The 20,904-nt window shown below is 52.6% G+C and carries 17 protein-coding genes; 3 read left to right on the plus strand and 14 right to left on the minus strand.

Going from position 1 to position 20,904, the window contains the following annotated elements; all coding sequences use genetic code 11:
* Nucleotides 1-4 precede the first annotated feature (4 nt).
* Complete coding sequence (locus tag BRO54_RS01605) at nt 5-1,531, plus strand: FAD-dependent oxidoreductase (protein WP_047819168.1); 1,527 nt, start codon at nt 5-7, stop codon at nt 1,529-1,531.
* A gap of 191 nt (nt 1,532-1,722) precedes the next feature.
* On the plus strand, nt 1,723-2,685 hold the full coding sequence (gene manA, locus BRO54_RS01610) for a mannose-6-phosphate isomerase, class I (protein ID WP_047819169.1): 963 nt from the start codon (nt 1,723-1,725) through the stop codon (nt 2,683-2,685).
* Between the two features lie 252 nt (nt 2,686-2,937).
* On the opposite strand, the gene BRO54_RS01615 is transcribed toward manA, so the two are convergent.
* A complete protein-coding gene (locus BRO54_RS01615; protein WP_044743002.1) occupies nt 2,938-4,410 on the minus strand; it encodes an alanine/glycine:cation symporter family protein in 1,473 nt (490 codons plus the stop codon).
* A 92-nt stretch (nt 4,411-4,502) separates the two neighbouring features.
* Nucleotides 4,503-5,657 (minus strand): glycerate kinase, encoded by a 1,155-nt coding sequence (locus BRO54_RS01620; protein ID WP_074042918.1) that lies wholly within the window; start codon nt 5,655-5,657, stop codon nt 4,503-4,505.
* 723 nt (nt 5,658-6,380) lie between these two features.
* Between BRO54_RS01620 and BRO54_RS01625 the strand changes: the two genes are divergently transcribed.
* On the plus strand, nt 6,381-7,619 hold the full coding sequence (locus BRO54_RS01625; protein WP_074042919.1) for a GGDEF domain-containing protein: 1,239 nt from the start codon (nt 6,381-6,383) through the stop codon (nt 7,617-7,619).
* Nucleotides 7,620-7,781: 162 nt separating this feature from the next.
* On the opposite strand, the gene rlmH is transcribed toward BRO54_RS01625, so the two are convergent.
* From rlmH to BRO54_RS01685, 12 genes are all read right to left on the minus strand, one after another.
* Nucleotides 7,782-8,261 (minus strand): 23S rRNA (pseudouridine(1915)-N(3))-methyltransferase RlmH, encoded by a 480-nt coding sequence (gene rlmH, locus BRO54_RS01630; protein WP_074042920.1) that lies wholly within the window; start codon nt 8,259-8,261, stop codon nt 7,782-7,784.
* Nucleotides 8,262-8,345: 84 nt separating this feature from the next.
* Nucleotides 8,346-8,498 (minus strand): CxxH/CxxC protein, encoded by a 153-nt coding sequence (locus tag BRO54_RS01635; protein WP_079935826.1) that lies wholly within the window; start codon nt 8,496-8,498, stop codon nt 8,346-8,348.
* Nucleotides 8,499-8,559: 61 nt separating this feature from the next.
* Complete coding sequence (locus BRO54_RS01640; protein WP_074042922.1) at nt 8,560-9,777, minus strand: S1C family serine protease; 1,218 nt, start codon at nt 9,775-9,777, stop codon at nt 8,560-8,562.
* 101 nt (nt 9,778-9,878) lie between these two features.
* A complete protein-coding gene (locus BRO54_RS01645; protein ID WP_074042923.1) occupies nt 9,879-10,673 on the minus strand; it encodes an MBL fold metallo-hydrolase in 795 nt (264 codons plus the stop codon).
* Nucleotides 10,674-10,679: 6 nt separating this feature from the next.
* Nucleotides 10,680-11,462 (minus strand): two-component system regulatory protein YycI, encoded by a 783-nt coding sequence (locus BRO54_RS01650; RefSeq protein WP_074042924.1) that lies wholly within the window; start codon nt 11,460-11,462, stop codon nt 10,680-10,682.
* Nucleotides 11,449-12,777, minus strand: a complete 1,329-nt coding sequence (locus BRO54_RS01655; RefSeq protein WP_074042925.1) for a YycH family regulatory protein — start codon at nt 12,775-12,777, stop codon at nt 11,449-11,451. Before BRO54_RS01655 ends, BRO54_RS01650 begins: the two co-directional genes overlap by 14 nt.
* The gene (gene walK, locus BRO54_RS01660; protein WP_074042926.1) at nt 12,770-14,599 is read right to left on the minus strand and encodes a cell wall metabolism sensor histidine kinase WalK; all 1,830 of its coding nucleotides are present in this window, start codon (nt 14,597-14,599) and stop codon (nt 12,770-12,772) included. Before walK ends, BRO54_RS01655 begins: the two co-directional genes overlap by 8 nt.
* A 6-nt stretch (nt 14,600-14,605) precedes the next feature.
* Nucleotides 14,606-15,319, minus strand: a complete 714-nt coding sequence (gene yycF, locus BRO54_RS01665) for a response regulator YycF (RefSeq protein ID WP_011232938.1) — start codon at nt 15,317-15,319, stop codon at nt 14,606-14,608.
* A 189-nt stretch (nt 15,320-15,508) separates the two neighbouring features.
* Nucleotides 15,509-16,795, minus strand: coding sequence for an adenylosuccinate synthase (locus BRO54_RS01670; protein WP_074042927.1), 1,287 nt, complete (start codon nt 16,793-16,795; stop codon nt 15,509-15,511).
* 217 nt (nt 16,796-17,012) lie between these two features.
* Nucleotides 17,013-18,377: a replicative DNA helicase gene (gene dnaB, locus BRO54_RS01675; RefSeq protein ID WP_074042928.1), complete on the minus strand. Its 1,365-nt coding sequence runs from the start codon at nt 18,375-18,377 to the stop codon at nt 17,013-17,015.
* Between the two features lie 78 nt (nt 18,378-18,455).
* On the minus strand, nt 18,456-18,905 hold the full coding sequence (gene rplI / locus BRO54_RS01680) for a 50S ribosomal protein L9 (protein ID WP_074042929.1): 450 nt from the start codon (nt 18,903-18,905) through the stop codon (nt 18,456-18,458).
* Nucleotides 18,902-20,878 carry a DHH family phosphoesterase gene (locus BRO54_RS01685; RefSeq protein WP_074042930.1) on the minus strand — a complete coding sequence of 659 codons (1,977 nt, stop codon included), beginning with the start codon at nt 20,876-20,878 and terminating at the stop codon, nt 18,902-18,904. The genes rplI and BRO54_RS01685 overlap by 4 nt, the downstream gene beginning before the upstream one ends.
* Nucleotides 20,879-20,904: the final 26 nt, after the last annotated feature.

Genomic DNA, 20,904 nt, shown 5'->3' on the forward strand with positions numbered 1-20,904 from the left:
AGTGATGTCGTCCCTTCCTCCCATCGTGGAACCGTACTGGCGTGATTCCGTTTCACTTCGGTCGTTTCCGAAGCTCGATGCGGACATTTCCGTCGACGTCGCGGTCATCGGCGGCGGCATTTCCGGCATTACAACCGCTTATTTGCTGGCGACGCAAGGGGCGCGCGTCGCCCTTCTGGAAGCCGATCGGCTCCTTAACGGCACGACCGGCCATACGACAGCGAAAATCACCGCCCAACACGATCTCGTTTACGATGAGTTTCTCAATCATTTTGGCGCAGAAAAGGCGAGGCTCTATTATGACGCCTGCATGGACGCGCTCCATTTTATCCGCCGCACGATCGAAGAGCAACAGATCGACTGCGATTTTTGCGAGCAAGATGCCTACATTTATACGACGTCTTCCTCCTCTTTCCAAAAACTAGTGAAAGAGTGGGAAGCGTATGAACGGCTCGGCATTGACGGCGCCTTCGTTGAGTCAATCCCGCTCCCGCTGCCGGTGGCGGCAGCGGTCGTGATGAAGCGGCAGGCGCAGTTCCACCCGCTCAAATATTTGGTCAAGCTCGTTGACGCCATCACGCAGGCCGGCGGCGCCATTTACGAGCACACGCCGGCGGCGGACATCGAGCAAGGAAGACGGTTAGCGGTCACAACACGCGACAAAAAACGGGTCGAGTGCGACCATGTCGCCGTCTGTTCCCACTTTCCGTTTTACGACGGCGGGTTTTACTTTTCGCGCATGTACGCCGAACGGTCGTACGTATTGGGAGTGACGATCGCTGAACCGTACCCGGGCGGCATGTATTTAAGTGCCGACGAACCGAAGCGCTCGGTTCGCTCCGCAGCGGCAGGCGGCGAGACGCTCATCTTGATCGGCGGCGAAAATCATAAAACCGGCCAAGGCGTGCCGACGATGCGTCATTACGAGGCGCTGTCCTCGTTCGCTTCGCAGCTGTTTACGGTGAATGACATCCGTTACCGTTGGTCGGCCCAAGATTTGACGACGCTGGACAAAGTGCCATACATCGGTCCGATGACGGCAGGGGCGCCAAACATGTATGTCGCGACAGGGTACCGGAAGTGGGGGATGACGAACGGGACGGTCGCCGGGATGCTTTTATCTGACCTCATCCTCGGCCGCGACAACCGATACCGCGACTTGTACTCCCCGTCTCGCTTTTACGCCGACCCGAGCATTAAACAGTTTTTCGCGACAAACCTCGATGTCGCCAAACATTTATTGTCCGGGAAAATCGAACCGGCCGGCCGGCGGCCGCAAGATTTGGCGCGCGGCGAAGGGGCGGTCGTCTCGGTCAACGGGAAACGGGCCGGCGCCTATAAGGACGAGTCCGGGACGCTCCATGTCGTCGATACGACGTGCACCCATATGGGCTGCGAACTGGAATGGAACAGCGGCGACCGGACATGGGACTGCCCATGCCATGGCTCGCGCTTCTCGATCGATGGCGATGTTATCGAAGGACCGGCGACACGGCCGCTCGCGCGCATTGAACTTGATGACGCGAAGTGACGCGCTGACGCAGGACGGTGACGCGTGAGGAACATCGTCGCGGTTGGCATGCCGACCTTGAGTTCCAACGGGGGTTGGGAATATATGTTCCCAACCCTCTTATCGTTTTCATTTGCCGATGGCGCATTTCGTGATAAGATGAAAATTAGAGTGGACTGCATGTCGCATGATGTTTTCGGGAGGGATGAGGCATGGACCTTGAACCGATTTTTCTCACCCCTGTCTTTCAAGAGCGCATTTGGGGCGGCACGAAGCTGGCCGAACGATTCGGCTATGACATTCCGTCTTCGCAAACAGGGGAATGCTGGGCGGTGTCCGCCCATCCACACGGGCAGACGGTCGTCGCCCGCGGACCGTTTGCCGGGATGACGCTCGGGCAATTATGGGAGGAACGCCGCGACTTATTCGGCCATTTTCCATCTGACCGCTTTCCGCTGTTGACGAAAATTTTAGACGCCAATGCTGATTTGTCAGTCCAAGTCCACCCGGACGATGAATACGCGAAAACGCATGAAGGCGGAGAGCTCGGCAAAACGGAGTGCTGGTACATCATCGATTGCAAGCCGGGCGCCCAGTTGATTTACGGCCATCATGCAGAAACGAAAGAGCAGCTGCGCGCCATGATGGAGGCGGGGGAATGGGATCGTTTGCTGCGGAAAGTGCCGATCCGCCCCGGTGACTTCTTCTATGTCCCGAGCGGCACCATCCACGCCCTTTGCGAAGGGACGCTCGTCCTTGAGACGCAGCAAAGCTCGGATACGACCTACCGCGTCTACGATTACGACCGCGTCGACAGCCAAGGGCGGAAGCGCGAGCTTCATCTCGAGAAAGCGATTGACGTCACGACCGTCCCGCACCGCGACACGGATGTCCGCCCCCATGTCTCCGAAATTCCTGGCGCGACAGTAACAACCTTCGTGGAAGGCGACTATTTCGGCGTCCAAAAATGGGATGTCCGCGGCGCCGCTGAGTGGGAGCAGACGAAACCGTTTCTCATCGTCAGCATCCTCCAAGGCGAGGGTGAGCTCGTTCATAATGAGCGGACATACGCGATCCGCCAAGGCGACCACTTTATTTTGCCGCACCGATTCGGCAAGTTCACGATTCGCGGGATGCTTGAGGCGATCGCCTCATGGCCGCGGGCAGGCAAATAAACGACTGACTGCCTCAACCAATGGGTTGCAACATACAAAAAAGGTGTCCTCTTGCCTTTGGGACACCTTTTTTCTATTGCCCGCCCAAGAAAGATGTTGATTGAACAGAAAATATGGCTCAACAATGGAATTTCTCAAATAGAGAAACCCCATAAAGTCTGTCTTTCTCTTCACTCGAGAACTGTCGATTAGGAGAAATAACTGTTTTTTTCACCAGCCTCTAAGACGGATGGGCGAACAGGCCTTCTTCGTTTATTTTCCGCTTGCTGCCTTTGTTTCTCGCGCTTTGTAGTCATACTCCCAAAAATCGGCCCCTTCAATGCCGAGCTTCGCCGGGTCAAACACCGGGTCTCTCCCTTCTTTTTTCTGCTGTTCATAGTCTTTTAACACCTTGAGCGCCGGTTTGGCCAACAGCAAGATCGCGATCAAGTTCAACCACGCCATGCTGCCGACGCCGATGTCGCCGAGCATCCAAGCGAGTTCAGCCGTTTTTACTGAACCGTAAAAGACAACGCCTAGCATGACGATCTTCAACGCAAACTGGAACGCTCGGACGTTTTTCCATTTCAGCAGCCGTCCTAAGTACGCGATGTTCGTCTCCGCCATATAGTAGTAGGCCATAATGGTTGTAAATGCAAAGAAGAACAATGCAACTGCGACAAACGGTGCACCGAGATCCGGGAAGACGGTTTCCACCGCCTTTTGCGTGTAAATCGGCCCAGGCTTGACATCGCCAAGCGTTTGCACGATCGGCGCTTTTCCTTCCGGTGTGACGTTGTACATGCCGGTCATTAAAATCATAAAGGCCGTCGCCGAGCAGACAAACCATGTGTCAATATAAACCGAAAACGCCTGAACGAGGCCTTGCTTCGCTGGGTGCGACACTTCGGCCGCAGCCGCTGCATGCGGCGCCGTCCCTTGTCCCGCCTCGTTCGAGTAAATGCCGCGCTTGACCCCCCACGAGATGGCCGCCCCTAAAATGCCGCCGAACGCAGCATCGGCGCCAAACGCGCTGCGGAAAATAAGACCGAGCACTTCCGGCAGTTTCTCAATATTCACCACAACGATAATGACTGCCATTAAAATATAGCCGATGGCCATAAACGGCACGATGAATTCCGCTGCCCGGGCGATGCGCTTTACACCGCCTAAAATGATGATACCTAGCAAAACGACAATCCCGATCCCTGTTATCGCCGGATGAATAGAAAAGGCATTTTTCATCCCCTCAGCAATACTGTTGGCCTGAACGCCCGGAAGAAGGACGCCGGTCGCCAGTACCGTGACGACGGCAAACAGCACGGCATACCATTTCCATTTCAACCCTTTTTCAATATAATAGGCAGGTCCGCCGCGAAACTGACCGTCTTGTTTCGTCTTGTACACCTGAGCCAACGCCGCTTCAACGAACGCCGAACCGGCTCCGACGAAGGCAATGAGCCACATCCAAAACACCGCACCTGGACCGCCGTAGGCGATCGCCGTAGCCACCCCAGCGATGTTCCCCGTGCCGACCCGGCCGGAGAGCGCCAATGAAAGCGCCTGGAATGACGAAATTCCTTCGTCTGAACTTTTGCCGCGGAACATTTGTCTGATCATCTCTGCAAAATGCCGAAGCTGCAAAAAACGGGTTGATAGCGAAAAAAACAAGCCAACGACAATGCAAAGGATGATCAACGCCGGGCTCCAAACAAGATTACTGACCGTCTCCACCCATTTCTCCATCCATTCATCCCCTTTCTTTTCTATAAATACAAATTTTATTATAAAATATTTATATTTTTCTGTCATTATACTTGTAAAAAAATCTTCCCCGCTTAGGAGGAAGATGTCCTTTTCATTTGACCGAGACGATACACAGAGGCAATATGCCGCGCCGTTTGTGTCACATAATGTTCCGCCTGCTCCAACGCTTTTTCCAGTGACACAACGCCTGGAACGATCGTAAACAGCGCGTCGATGCCATGATCCAACACGACGGCGCTGTCGTCGCCCAACGACCCGGCGATGCCGATGACCGGGACGCCGAACCGTTTCGCTGTCTTGGCGACGCCGATCGGCGTTTTGCCGAACACCGTCTGTCCATCGATCCGCCCTTCGCCGGTGATGACCAAGTCAGCGTCTTTGACGCGCTCCGCGAGCTGAACCGTCTCGATCACAATCTCCACGCCGCGCTTCAGCTCGGCCGGGAGAAACGCGAGCAGCCCTGCCCCCAAACCGCCGGCCGCGCCAGCGCCGGGAATGTCGCCGACTTGTTTACCGAGCTCGCGGCGGATGACATCAGCGTAATGCGCTAAATTCTGGTCGAGGACCGCGACCATGTCCGGCGTCGCTCCCTTTTGCGGACCGAAAATGGCGGACGCTCCGTTCGGCCCAGTGAGCGGGTTGTCGACGTCGCACGCCACGTCAATGCGGACTCCCCCAAGACGCGGGTCGAGACCGGAAAGGTCAATCGCATGCAAATCGGCCAGCGCGCCGCCGCCCGGACCGATGTCGCGGCCGTCTTCGTCCAAAAGCCGCCCCCCGAGCGCCTGCACCATGCCGGCCCCACCGTCGTTCGTCGCGCTGCCGCCGATGCCGATGATGAGGTGGGTGGCGCCGGCATCCAGCGCTGCAAGGATCAACTCCCCTGTCCCTCGCGTCGTCGTCACCAACGGGTTGCGCCGGTCGCGCGGGACAAGGTGCAATCCCGAGGCGGCGGCCATTTCAATCACCGCCGTCTTCCCATCGCCAAGCAAGCCAAAAAACGCCCGCACCGGCTCGCCGAGCGGCCCGGTCACTTCCGTTTCGACGATGCGGCCGCCGGTCGCATCAACGAGCGACCGCACCGTCCCTTCCCCGCCGTCGGCCATCGGCACCTTAACGTATTCCGCCTCCGGAAACACCGTGCGGAACCCGCGCTCGACCGCCTCGGCGACTTCGAGCGCAGAAAGGCTTTCTTTAAATGAATCAGGGGCAATGACAATTTTCATTCTTTTTCCCTCCTCTTTTGTCTCCATCCAAACACTGGCAACCAAAAGTCATCGGGAACGGCCGCCTTGGCATAAACGATGACAGCACCCTCCAACTATAATGTTGTTCGCCAACCGAAGCGCTACTTCCTTTGTGCGCAAACAAGTCGGCCAACATACTATGCAACGAGCAAGCCATGGCTGCCCGTAGCCGTCATGAGCGGGAAAAGAGAAGCGCCAAACACCTCGGCCGCCGCAATCGTATTCGGATTCGGCGATATGATATTTCCGGCCTTTCCGTCGCCGACAACGCCGCAATCGCGCTAGCTGTACTGGAAGAACCACCCATGCTTTATATGCTTCCCTTTTCATTCAGCGAAACAAGCGCGATCCAGCTGTATTGTTCACTAAAGAATCGGCATCGATTTGAGCCAGCTTTCACTCAATATGTGTCAAATTTTGTGGAAAAAAGGCGAAAAACAACGCCATTTCGTCTATTTTCACTATTTTCACAATTGTGTATATAGTACTATAATAGATGTAACCATATGTTCGTTTGTTCCAATTGGGAACATATTGATTCTATAAAAAAATGGCGGTTTCCAAATTCACCATCCGCCATCGCCTGCTATAACCCGTATTTTTGCTGAAAGCCACTGGCATGGAGTGGCCATCCTCTTTTTTGGCATCACTTCGCCAACGCCGAAGTTGTCAGAGGTCAGATTTATAGGAGAGAGAGCCGAGATGTTACTCCGAGCACGACCGATCATTTTTACTGTTTTTTCCGCATCCATTGTTGTTGTTTTTGTGTCAGAACCGCCTTCCTTCGATCGCACCTATGTCATCGCTTTGCTGTTTTATTGGCTGTTTTCTAGCTTGTATTCACACTTGCGCGTCATCGACAAAACGAAAAACAATATTCCCGTTGATTACGGCATTAACTATAGCTTATCGTTCGCCTTATTTGCCGGCCCGCTCGGGCTGTTTATCTTTGAAACATTGTTTCGCTTGACTGAACATATGGCAAAAAAATATTTGAAAACAGCGGAACCGGATGAATGGCTGCACACATTGTACAACATCGGCTCTTTTGTGATGTTCAATTCACTAGCGTTTGCCTTATACAATCTCCTTGGTCCGCTGTTTCAGTCTGTTCCGCTTATCGGCTTTTGGCTGCTTCTGTTTCTGCTCGTCGTCATCGTTTCATTTTTGACTGATTGCTGCCTCATCGTCATTTTTTATATGACCGGCGACATTCGGACGCAGCGCGAGGCGCTGGATTTTATTAAGACGAGAAGCTGGATGGACATGGGAAAAACGGCGCTGACAAACGGCCTGTTATTTCTCTTTTTGCAAGAACAGCGGTGGGATATGCTCTTGAGCTTATTTTTGCTTAATTACTTCGTCAGCCGCTCGTTCTTTTCCAAGTCGCAAAGCATCCAGCATAAACTAGAGCGCGATCAGTTTGAAAAAATGGCATACACCGACTTTCTGACCGGCGTCCATAACCGCGCCTACATGGACAAAACGATCACCAAGTTAAACGGAACAGGCGAATGGATTGGCGTCGTCGTCGCCGATATCGACAATTTTAAAGCGATTAACGACACGTACAACCATGCCGTCGGCGACGAGGTGATCCGCCATTTTGCCTCGACATTGAAACAGTTTCTCAAAGAGGGCGATTTTTTGTTCCGCAGCGGCGGCGAAGAATTTACGATGTTTTTGCGCCATCGCACGTTTGAAGAAAGCGTCCAGCTTGTCGAACAAATGCGGGAAACAGTGCGCCATAGCACTGTGTTGGTCGATTACATGGCGGCGAAACGTCCCATTGCCTATACGTCGTCCTTTGGCCTTTACTTTTGTCAAGCAGAAGGAACGATGTCGATTGAAAAAGCGTACATTTATGCCGACCATTTATTGCTCCGTTCGAAAGAAAGCGGCAAAAATAAAGTATCAGCCCAATGCGGGGGAGTTGCGTGAGGAGGTGGCCCCTTTTCCCTCCCGGTTGATTCCAAGCCCGTATGAAAAGGCGCCGCCTCTACAATGGCACAGAGATCGCATAACCGCAAGCAGGCAGCGGGAAATTCGTTGACGCCGAAGCTAGCTGGTAAAGGCGTTCTCGGATTTGGCGTTGATCGACCTTTATTTATGATACGGTTCGCCGCGGTTAATCCGAAATGCGCGGTAAATTTGCTCGAGCAAAATGAGGCGCATCAGCTGGTGTGGAAACGTCATTTTCGAAAACGACAACGTCTCGTCGGCGCGCGCCATCACTTGTTTGCTTAAGCCGAGCGAGCCGCCGATGACGAACACCACTTTGCTTTTGCCGTAGGTGGCGAGCTCATCGAGACGGGCGGCGAATTGCTCGGACGATTTCATCTTCCCTTCAATCGCGAGCACGATGACGTGGGCGTCATGCGGAATTTTCGCCAGCAGCCGTTCTCCTTCGCGCTCTTTGATTTGTTCCTCCTCAAGTTCGCTCGCCCGCTCCGGCGTTTTTTCATCAGCGACTTCGATGATGTCGATTTTGGCGTACGCGGACAGACGCTTTGTATATTCATTAATTCCAGCGATTAAATATTTTTCCTTCAATTTACCCACAGCGACAATGGAAATATGCACAAACAACCCCTGCCTTATAAACAGCTTATCAACAGAATTTATCCACATATACACAACACATATCCACATGTTGTGAAAAAACTGTTATCCTCCTACGAGATATACAGCTTGTTTCGAGCAAAAATGGCACTGTTTTTCGCTGTTGTCCACAGGCAGGAGATCCGGCGCCTGTTCCGTTTCATCTACATATTGATCAATGGCGATGTCGACATGTTCTTCACATGTGAATATCATCATTCTCACTCCTTTCCTTGTGGAAAAAAGAAGGAGCGTTTCCGCTCCCTCCGTCCGTTTTCGTTTAATACGACTCGCGCGCCAGCTTCATCGTGACCGTGCGTTTTTTCCCATCACGATAAAACGTGACTTCCATCTGGTCTCCGATCGATTTTTTCGTATACAAATACTTGCGCAAATCAAGCACGTTGCGGATTTTTTCACCGTCAAGCGCGACGATGACATCAAACTGCTTTAAGCCCGCCTGTGCGGCCGGCGACATCGGCACGACTTGAATGACCGCCGCTCCTTCCGTTACGTTCGGCGGCAAATGGAGCGTCGCCTGCAAATGGTACGATGGGATGTCGCTTAGCGATCGAAGTTCAACGCCCATATACGGACGGCGCACTTGTCCGTATTTTTCCAAGTCCGAAATGATCGGAATGGCCGTGTTGATCGGGATAGCGAACCCGATGCCTTCGACCGCCTCTTGGGCGATTTTCATCGAGTTGATGCCGATGACTTGCCCTTTGATATTGACAAGAGCGCCGCCGCTGTTGCCCGGATTGATCGCCGCATCTGTCTGCAACACTTCTGCGTTCCAGTCTGGAGCGCCGTCTTGGTCCAAATCGACTTCGACCGTCCGGTTCGTTCCGGAAATAATGCCTTGCGTCACCGAGCCGGCAAACTGCAAGCCGAGCGGGTTGCCGATGGCAATGACCGGCTCGCCTGGCTTCACCGTATCGGAGTTGCCGAACTGGGCGACTTTTTTCACATGCTTCGCATCAATTTCCAAGACAGCTAAATCCATAAGCACATCGCTGCCAAGCAGCTTTGCCGGCACTCTCGTCCCATCTTTGAGGCTCACTTCGAGCTGACTGGCGTTTTCAACAACATGATGGTTCGTGACGATAAACGCCCGGTCTCCCGCTTTCTTGTAAATGACGCCCGATCCGACGCCAGCCTCGCCTCCTTGCGACCAGAAGCTGGCTTCTTGAATGTTGACAACGCCGACAACCGCATCCGACACTTGGTCAATCGCCTTCGTCACCGCCGTCGTCACATCAACGGAAACGTTCTGCCGAATCGGCGGAGCTCCGTTTCCTCCCTCCGGCTCTTCCTCTGCGCCTTGCGGCGGCACAGCATCATACGGGAGGATATCCCAACGGGAAAGCGCCGGAATGGACATGAGGACGAGCAGTCCTCCTAGCACGGCGCCGACAAGCGCAGAAACAAACGATCCGCTGCGCCGCTTCCTCCTCGTTTGTTCGTACGGCTCATAATGGTCGTCGTAATATCCCATGCTCACCATCCTTTCCGCATTCGTCTCCATCCCTCATTATAATCATGAACAGGAGAAAAAATCCAACAAATGCGTTTCCCTCAGTTTCGGCAAAACGGGCTTTATACATACGCCAGCGCCGTCGCCCGACGCGGATCGGTATCGTACAAATGAAAGCGGGCGCCGACCGTCAAGCCTTTCTGTTCCAACACTTGCGCCACGGTCATGCGCGCCAGCTCTTTCATATTGTTATCTTGGCTCAAATGGGCCAAATAAATTTGCTTTGTCCGGTCGCCGATCACGTCAGCAAGCGCCAAACCCGCTTCCTCATTCGAAATATGGCCGACATCGCTTAAAATGCGGCGCTTGACGTTCCATGGGTACTTCCCCATCCGCAACATGCCAACGTCGTGATTGCTTTCAAACACGAACACATCCGCATTTTCAATCGTCTTTTTCATCCGCTCACTCACATAGCCGGTATCAGTGAGCAACACAAGCTTTTTCCCTTCATAGTGGAAAACGTAAAACATCGGCTCGGCGGCGTCATGGGAGACGCCGAACGATTCGACGTCGACATCGCCGAACGTCCTTACCGCGCCGAGTGGAAAGACAAATTTTTGCTCGGCCGGAATGTCGCCGACCGCTTGTTCCATCGCCCGCCACGTTTTTTCATTCGCATACACCGGCAGCCGGTATTTGCGGGCGAGGACGCCAAGCCCTTTAATATGGTCACTATGTTCATGGGTGACAAGCAACGCATCAAGCTGTTTCGGATGGCGGCCGATTTCAACAAACAGCTCCTCAAGCTGCTTGCCGCTCAAACCGGCGTCAACAAGCAGGCGCTGGCGATCTGTCTCAATGTAAAAGGCGTTGCCGGTGCTGCCGCTGGCCAGCACACTAAATCGCATCGTCATGTTCTTTCACTCCAGCACATTTCCTTGATCATTGATCACTTGCCCTTCAAACGCATTGACGAAATAGTCTTCCTTCCGATTGACAACGATATGCCAAGTTGGAGTCAACACTTGGGATGCAGTAAATTGAACAAGCCCGTAATAGCCAAGCTCCACTTTCGTGACGCGGTCGCCCGGCTGCAAATGCCCTTTTCGGTACAACGTCTCAATGGCTTTAATCGCCGGGACGATATCTTGCTTCCGCTCGTACTTTTCCAATTCGCTGAGCATCGTCTGTTCATACGACAACGCTTCCCGTCTCCCGTTGACATGGATGACGAGCTTGCTGTTTTCATTGCCGTAAATCATCTTGCCGTCATACACTTGGTAGCAGGTCAAGATTCCTTGTTTTTCATCAAACGACCAAAAGGCATATTGCCCACCACCGATGATGTAGCGCTGCAAAAACTCACGCAGCTGGTATGGATCGTCAATCGGCAGCGCAACCGGATCAATGAACGTCCCTTTGACTTTCGTTTCTCCTTCGATTTTCACTTTTTGCCCGGGCAGCTTTTTTACATCCGCCATGGTGAATGAGCGGCTTTTGCCGCTGACATACGCCGCTTTCGTCACTTCTTTCGGCAACTCGACGTACGTAATGCCGTTCGCCTCAAGCTGCTCTTCAATCGTCGTTTCCAAAATGACATCGAGCTGGCTGCTGTTTCGTTTTTCCATAAACTGATAGCCTAAAAAGCAGTCGAGGATGAGGAACACGATAATAAAAATCGTCTTCGTTTTACTCCAGTCCATTTGTTCCCCCTCCTCCCGCCTCATCGCCCATGTTCACCTTTTTCCACGTTTGTCCGTACAAGTAGAACCATGCCGGTTCAAGGCGGATGACTTTTTCCCGCTCCGGATCTTTGATGAGCTCATAGCCGATGGCGATATCTTTGATGAGTGATTTGCGAACGCCTTTCGTCTGTTCGAACCAGTTGACGATCTCATGGCCGGACGGCAGCGTTTTTGATGTGCGGTTGCGATCCGCGATTTCAAGGCGGAAGAGCGGGCGCTGATATTTCATCAAATCGGACGCTCCCCACGTCTCCACGATTTCTGACATGCCGTATTCATTAAAGACTGGATAGCCGTTGACGACAAGCCGGAACGTGACTTTTCGATCCTCCTCGCTCCAGCGGGCGAAATGGTACAGATCCGTCCAACCGCCATGCTCATTGACGAAATCAATGCTTTTTTGGATGATATGGGTTTCTTGCTCCGTTTGTCCCATATTCGAGACGCGCGCCGCTGGATTCACATACAGCAGCATCCGTTGAAGAAAATCGACGTCCATCAGCCGCGAACCGTCTGTATATTCTTCGCCAAACGGAATCAAATCTTTTTTGACAAAGCTTGGATCGCTAAAGAGCGCTTCTTTAAACTTGTCTGCGTCCAGCTCGTCGGTATAATATTGCAGACTGCTGAGCACCACTTCTTTTTCCGGCAAATACAACTGCTTCGTTTCGCTGACCGGATAAGCGAAATAACGCGGAAAATGGCTCGCTTCTTTCGCCAGCCGGCCGATCGCCGACAAGGAGGCATCGCTGGCAATCGCCTTGTAAATTTTGTGCTTGTCGGTCGCGATGAAGTAGATGGGGAACTCGTCCTTCCCGCCGAGCGGGACGAGCAGGCGGTCAAACGCCAATCCGTCGAGCCCCCTGTCATCGATCGTGAAAATCAATCGGTATATGTCGATCGGCACCTCATCGGGGTAAATGATCTCGAGCCGCTCTTTGCCGTTTAAAAACGATAAAAACTTCCCTTGTGGAACAGAAGACGAAACATCTTCGAAATCGTCAAGCGTCCATTTTCTCATTTCTTTCAGCACTTCATTTTTCTCTTCGTCTTTCGTCACAGCATAGGGGACGCCGTTTTTATGAATGAGAATCTGCTTTGGCTGCACGACCATCGCTGTATCCACTTGCGTATTGCTCACGGAGACGTGTTGAATGTATTCGTCGTTTTGCAGCACGTCGTATTTCGGATGATATGTCCATAAGGCAAACGTTAAGGTAATGCTGATGAGCACAAGCAACGTCAACACGATGGTTTTGATCGTTTCATACATCGCACCAGTCATCCTTTTGCTCGCGTTCTAGCGGCAGCGTAAAATAAATCGTCGTTCCTTTATGCTCCTTGCTTTCTGCCCAAATCGTCCCGCCATGGGCAACGACGACTTCTTTGGCAATGGCCAGCCCAAGCCCCGTACCGCCCAATTTGCGCGATCGCGCCTTGTCGACCCGGTAAAACCGTTCGAAAATTTTTGCCAAGTCGGCTTTCGGAATGCCGACTCCTTCGTCGCTGACGCTGACGATAATTTCATCAGCAAGTTTGCGGACGCGAAACGTAATCGTCCCGCCTTGCGGAGAGTATTTCAAAGCGTTCGAAATAATGTTATCTAACACTTGCGTAATTTTATCTTCATCAACTTCAATAAAAATCGCCTCGCGCGGAATTTTGCGAACGAACCGGATGTTGTCGCTTTTCGTCAACTCAAATCGGTCAATGACTTTATGGAAATAGGCCGAAAAATTGATCCACGTTTTCTTCAGCTTGTAGTCTTTGCTGTCGAGCTTGGACAGATGGAGCAAGTCGTTGACGAGCCGAATCATCCGTTCCGTTTCATTTTGCACGACTTGAATGAACCTCGGCGCGATGTCTTTATCTTGCCAAGCGCCGTCAGCGAGCGCTTCTAAGTAGCTTTTCATCGTGGTGAGCGGCGTGCGCAATTCATGTGACACGTTGGCGACAAACTGCCGCCGCTCGCGGTCGATTTTTTCCTGTTCGGTAATATCGTGCAAAACGACGATCAACCCATTGACAAATCCGCCCTCTTTTTGAATCACCGACAACGACGCGCGCAAAATATACAGTTCCTCATCCGTGCTGAAATCTAAAATGAGCGAATCACGCTCCTCAAGCAGCGTTTCAAACGTATACTGGTCGGCAATGCCAAGCACGTCGACGATCGAACTCGACAGCACTGTTTCACGTGAAACATTCAAAATGTTTAACGCTGCATCGTTAATGAGAATGACGCGCCCGCGACGGTCGGTCGCAATGACGCCATCGGTCATATGCGTCAAGACGGACTCGAGCTTGCGCCGTTCCCCTTCCGTCGTCGCCTGCGCTTCCTGCAATTTTTTCGTCAAATTGTTGAACGTCATCGCCAATTGGCCGATTTCATCATAGCCGTACACTTTCACCTTGCGGGAGAAATCTCCCCTCGTCATCGCCAGCGCTTGCCGGCGCATATCGGAAATCGGCCGGGTGATCGTGCGCGACAAAAAAATGCCGAGCACGGCGGTAATGGCGAGAGCGATCCCCGTCCCGGTCGCCAAAATCATATTGATTTGCCGCATTTGCGAAAAGACGTTTTCCATCGAGGCGATGACGTAAATGACACCTTTGATTTCGCCGCTCGTTTTAATCGGAGTCGACGAAATGTACATGCGATGGCCTGTTTTCGAATCGAGCAGCATCTGGTCAACCATTTCACCCGTAACAAGTGAACGTTTTACGTAAATTTCCGTCGTCCGCTTCCCGACGATATTTTGCGTATACGGATTGGACGTTGCCAACACTTTCCCTTTCTCATCGATGACGCGCACTTCGGAAATGTCTTGGGAAACGAAATCATGAAGAAGCGAACGGATGTCTTCTTCCAATGTCGGGCTTTTTTCATCGCGCTCCCGATTCATCGCCTGCTCGACGTTATAGGCGAGCAAGGTCACCCGTTCGTTTAATGAGTTTTTAAAGTTCTGCACAAGCTCCGTTTCCAGCTTGCGAACGAAGTACACGCCGATGATTTGCATGGCGACGAGAATCAATAATACATAAATGATGACAAACTTAAAATGAATCGAACGGAATGGGCCTACTTTTTTCATGCTGGCTCATGACTCCTGTTCCGGATTGCGCAAGTAATAGCCGACGCCCCGCCTTGTGACGATCCAATTCGGGTGGGAAGGGTTGTCCTCAATTTTTTCACGCAGACGTCTTACCGTCACGTCCACGGTGCGCACATCGCCATAGTAATCGTAGCCCCAGACGGTTTGCAACAAATGCTCGCGCGTCATCACTTGGCCGATATGCTTCGCCAAGTAATGAAGCAGTTCAAATTCGCGGTGGGTCAGTTCAATTGTTTCCCCCCGCTTTTGCACGACATACGCGTCCGGACGGATGACGAGCGGGCCAATGACGATTTCATTTGTTTCGTTTTCTCCTTCTTCTTGGTTGGCCGTTTGCGCATGGCGGCGCAAGTTTGCCTTCACCCGCGCCAGCAGCTCGCGCGTGCTGAACGGCTTTGTCACATAATCGTCCGCACCGAGCTCCAACCCAAGCACTTTATCAATCTCGGAATCTTTCGCCGTCAGCATAATGATCGGCATATCATACTTTTTCCGCACTTCGCGGCATACTTCCATGCCGTCTTTTAACGGCAACATAATATCCAATAAAATCAAGTCCGGCATCGTTTCTTCGACTTTTTGCAGCGCTTCTTCGCCGTCGTAGGCGCAAATGACTTCATATCCTTCTTTTTGCAAATTAAATTGCAAAATATCGGCAATCGGTTTTTCATCATCAACGACTAAAATGCGTTTTTCCATCTCGCTCACATCCTTCCTTTTGCGATGGAATCCTATCATTACTAATTTACCATGTTATGAACATGAAATCATCCTTTGCCGATTGCCATTTTGAGGAGCCTATCAAAGAAAAAAAGCATAGACGCGCGTGCATCTATGCCTGTAGTTTGCTTTGTTTATACGCCGCCTGTCACCGTCTACTATCGCCGCTTACGCGTAGACGCTGCGGACAACGTTCGTTTGCGAACGGTCCGGGCCGACGGAGAAAATCGAAAGCGGAATGCCGGTGAGCTGGGAAATGCGCTCGACGTAATGGCGGGCGTTTGCCGGCAGCTCGTCTAGACTTTTCACCCCGGTGATATCTTCCGTCCAGCCAGGAAGTTCTTCATAGATCGGCTCGCATTCGGCCAACACTTTCAAGCTAGCTGGAAACTCTTCGAGCACTTGGCCGCGGTAGCGATAGGCGACGCAAATTTTCAACGTTTCAATGCCGGTCAACACGTCGATCGAGTTAAGCGACAAGTCCGTAATGCCGCTCACCCGGCGGGCATGACGGACAACAACGCTGTCAAACCAGCCGACGCGGCGCGGACGGCCGGTCGTCGTCCCATACTCGCGGCCGACTTCGCGAATGCGATCGCCGATTTCATCGTGCAGCTCTGTCGGGAACGGCCCGTCGCCGACGCGCGTCGTATATGCTTTCGCCACCCCGACGACATGTTTGATTTTTGTCGGCCCGACACCGGCACCGATCGTTACCCCGCCAGCGACTGGATTCGACGACGTGACAAACGGATACGTTCCTTGGTCAATGTCAAGCATGACGCCTTGCGCTCCTTCGAACAAGACGCGGCGCCCTTCATCGAGCGCATTGTTCAATACGACCGATGTGTCGCAGACATATTTGGCGATTTGCTGGCCGTACTCGTAATACTCCTCAAAAATGTCCTCCAACCGGAAGCCTTCGACCCCGTACACTTTTTCAAACAACGTATTTTTCTCCCTCAAGTTGCGCTCCAGCTTTTCGGCAAACACGTCGCGGTCAAGCAAATCAACGATGCGGATGCCGATGCGCGCCGCCTTGTCCATGTACGCCGGCCCGATTCCTTTTTTTGTCGTGCCGATTTTGTTTGCCCCTTTCCGCTCTTCCTCAAGCTCGTCCAATTTCAAATGATACGGCAAAATGACATGAGCGCGGTTGCTGATGCGCAAATTGTCGGTCGAAATGCCGCGCTCGTGCAAATACGAAAGCTCCGCAACGAGCGCCTTCGGGTCGACGACCATCCCATTGCCGATGACGCAAATTTTATCTTTATAAAAAATGCCCGATGGGATCAAGTGCAGCTTATACTTTTCCCCGTTGAACACGATCGTGTGTCCAGCGTTGTTTCCCCCTTGATACCGGGCAATCACTTCCGCATTTTCCGATAAAAAGTCCGTAATTTTCCCTTTCCCTTCATCGCCCCATTGCGTGCCGACAACAACGACTGACGACATGGCGAGCACCTCCAGTTTCCTCGGTCTAAACATTGTCAGTGTACCAGTTTTCAGCCATAAAGTCAATGAAACACGAACATTAAAAGGAAATATCGTCTTTTTTATTCGTTTATTAATGATCAGGAAGGCTCCCTCTTCAACGCCGCGGGTGTAAACGGGGAAATAGTCAAAGGCCAAAAGAACAAAAAGGCGCTCGCCGCCGGCAGCGCGGTCCGTCTTACGCCCCCGGCGGAATTTGCGCCTCATCGAAGCGGCGCTCTAAGTTGACGAATTTATTGTACTCTTTAATAAAGGCGAGCTGCACCGTCCCGACCGGGCCGTTCCGCTGTTTGGCGATAATGATTTCGATGATGTTTTTGTTCTCGGAATCTTTGTTGTAGTAGTCGTCGCGATACAAAAAGGCGACGATATCAGCGTCTTGCTCAATGCTCCCCGATTCGCGAAGATCGGACATCATCGGCCGCTTGTCCTGGCGCTGCTCAACGCTGCGGGACAGCTGTGACAAAGCGATGACCGGCACTTCGAGCTCACGGGCGAGCGCCTTTAACGAACGGGAGATTTCCGACACTTCCTGCTGGCGGTTTTCCCGGTTGCGCCCGCTTCCTTGAATGAGCTGCAAATAATCGATCACCACCATGCCGAGGCCGCTTTCCTGTTTCAAGCGGCGGCATTTGGCGCGAATATCGCTGACGCGGATGCTCGGCGTATCATCAATATAAATGCCGGCGTTTGACAAACTACCCATCGCCATCGTCAGCTTTCCCCAATCTTCCGGCGTCAGCTTGCCAGTGCGCAAGTTTTGGGCGTTGATGTTGCCTTCGGCGCAAAGCATCCGCATCACAAGCTGCTGGGCGCTCATTTCCAAGCTGAAAATAGCGACATTTTCGTTCGTCTTCGTCGCCACATTTTGGGCGATGTTTAACGCGAATGCCGTCTTCCCGACCGACGGGCGGGCGGCGACGATAATCAAGTCGCTGCGCTGAAATCCGGACGTCATCCGGTCGAGTTCAGTGAATCCGGTCGGGATGCCGGTGATGTCCCCGTTCCGGTTATGGAGCATCTCAATGTTGTCATACGTCTGTACAAGAACATCTTTAATATTTTTAAAGGCGCCTGAATGTTTCCGTTGGGAAACCTCCATAATTTTCCGTTCCGCTTCATCGAGCAAAACGTCAATTTCATCTTCCCTTGTATAGCCATCTTGGGCAATCGATGCCGCCGTGCGAATGAGGCGGCGAAGCAATGATTTTTCTTCAACAATGCGGGCGTAGTATTCGACGTTGGCCGCTGTCGGCACAGAATCGGCAAGCTCGCTTAAGTAGGAGACACCGCCAACTTCCTCCAGCTGCTCCAAAGCGGCCAGTTCCGCCGTCACCGTCACTAAATCGACCGGCTCGCCTTTATCAGCGACGCGAAGCATGGCGTGGAAAATTTTTTGATGGGCCGCACGGTAAAAGTCTTCGGGAATTAATCGTTCCGAGGCGAGCGTCAGCGCAGTGGGATCCAAAAACACAGCGCCAAGCACGGCCTGCTCGGCTTCAATGCTTTGCGGAGGAATTCGTTCTGAAAAAAGTTCACTCATCGTCTCACCGCCTTTTCCCCCGTTTCATTTCCGTCGATAATGCCCCCGCCATAGCGGGCGGGGGCATCGTCGCTACCGTTATTTTTGTTCCTTGACGTGCACTTTTAAGGTCGCTGTCACTTCCGGATGGAGCTTCACCGGCACGTTCGTATATCCGAGGGAGCGAATGGCATCAGCAAGCTCGATTTTCCGTTTGTCAAGCTTCAAGCCGTGCTGGGCCTGAAGCGCCTCAGCGATTTGCTTGCTCGTGATCGAACCAAACAAACGGCCGCCCTCGCCGGCTTTCGCTGGAATTTCCACCGTCAGCTTCTCGAGCTCTTCTTTCAGTCTTTTCGCGTTCGCCAACTCTTCTGCCGCTTGACGCTGCTCTTTTTGTTTTTGCGCTTCGAGCGCCTTGATGTTGGCCGGCGTTGCTTCAATGGCGAGCCCTTGTTTGAACAAAAAGTTGTTTGCGTAGCCGTCGGCGACGTCTTTGATTTCCCCTTTTTTTCCTTTTCCTTTCACATCTTTTAAAAAAATGACTTTCATGATGGCTTCCCCCCCTCGAAATAGTCATGAATGGCTTCACGCAGCTGCCGTTCCGCCTCTTCAACCGTCACTTGAGACAGCTGGGCGGCGGCGTTCGTCAAATGCCCGCCGCCGCCAAGCCGTTCCATAATGACTTGCACGTTGACATCGCCGAGCGAACGGGCGCTGATGCCGATCGTTCCATCAGCCCGCTTGGAAATGACGAACGAAGCAACGACGCCGCTTAAAGTGAGAAGCGTATCGGCTGTTTGTGCAATCAACACTTGGTCGTGCACCTCGTTCTCGCCCCCTCTAGCGATGGCGATGCCATGCTCATCGATCACCGCCCGCTCGATCAATTTCGCCCGTTTGACGTAGTTGGCGATGCTTTCCCGCAGCAATTTTTGCACAAGCACCGTATCCGCTCCTTGGGCGCGCAAGTATGACGCAGCGTCGAACGTCCGCGAGCCGGTGCGGAGCGTAAAGCTTTTCGTGTCGACGACGATGCCGGCAAGCAAGGCGGTCGCTTCGAGCATCGTCAGCTTCATCCGTTTCGGTTGGTACTCTAACAGCTCGGTGACGAGTTCCGATGTCGAAGAAGCATAAGGCTCCATATAGACGAGAATCGGCGCCTCAATGAACTCTTCGCCGCGGCGATGGTGATCAATGACGACGATATGGTCGGTGCGATACAATAGCCGCTCTTCAATGACGAGCGACGGACGATGCGTATCGACGACGATCAAAAGCGTATCCTCGGTGACGAGCTCAAGCGCCTGCTCTGGCTTTAGGCATCTTGACCATAATTCAGCATGTTTTTTCATTTCCTCAAGCAACCGTTGCGCCCCGGCGTCGGTTCTTGCCGGATCGATAACGATAAACCCTTCCTTTTGGTTCGACTGGACGACTTTTAAAACGCCGATAGCCGCTCCCATGGCGTCCATATCGGGATATTTATGCCCCATGATGAGCACTTTGTCGCTTCCTGCAATCAGTTCGCGAAGCGCATGGGAAATGACGCGGGCGCGGACGCGCGTCCGCTTTTCCATCGGGTTCGTTTTGCCGCCGTAAAACTTCACTTTTCCATTTCCTTGCTTAATCGCGACTTGATCGCCCCCGCGCCCCAACGCTAAGTCCAAGCTCGATTGGGCGAGCGCCCCGAGCTCCGGGAGCGGGGACACGCCGGCGCCAATGCCGATGCTTAGCGTCAGCTGGGCATGATGCTTTGCCGTCTGCTCGCGCACTTCGTCGAGAATGGAAAATTTGTTTTTCTCGAGCCGCCCAAGAATATTTTCGTTCAATACGGCAATAAATCGGTCGGATGACGTCCGCTTCAAAAAAATGCCATAGTCGTTCGCCCACCGGTTCAACACGGAAGTGACGAGGCTGTTTAGTTGGCTTTTTGCCTGATCGTCCATCCCTTGCGTAATTTCGTCATAATTGTCAAGAAAAATAATGGCGAGCACCAGCCGTTCCGCTTCGTACTGCCGCTTCAATTCCAAATGCTCAGTAACATCGAAAAAGTAAAGAAGCCGTTCAGGGCGGCGAATGACCACTTTCAGCTGCTTTCCGTTCAATTCGACGATCTCTTCGTCCGTTTTTCCCGTTTTCACAAAAGCGGCCAACGATTCGGAAAGTTCGGCGAGAGAGCGGCCGACAAGCGTCTGTTCCTTAAAGTAGGCGGCCAAAAAACGGTTCGACCACTCGATTTCTCCCCCTTCATCGATGAGCATAATGCCGATCGGCATTTGCATCAACGCTTCCTCGCCTACTTTTTTCACCCGGTGCGACAAATTGGAAATATAGTGCTCCAACTCTTTATGCAAGGAGCGTTGCGCCCCAATGACATAATAAAGCACAAACCCGACGCCAAGAAGGGCGACGAGGCCGAGCAGCCATTGGAAGTAAAACAAGACGATCGCCATAAGCACCGCCAGGGCGGCTAACGCATATAACGGATAGCGATACGCTTTCCTTTCATAAAAATGGGACATTCAAGTCAGCTCCTACACTGAAGAAA

It is taken from the genome of Geobacillus proteiniphilus (genome assembly GCF_001908025.1).
Taxonomy (GTDB): domain Bacteria; phylum Bacillota; class Bacilli; order Bacillales; family Anoxybacillaceae; genus Geobacillus; species Geobacillus proteiniphilus.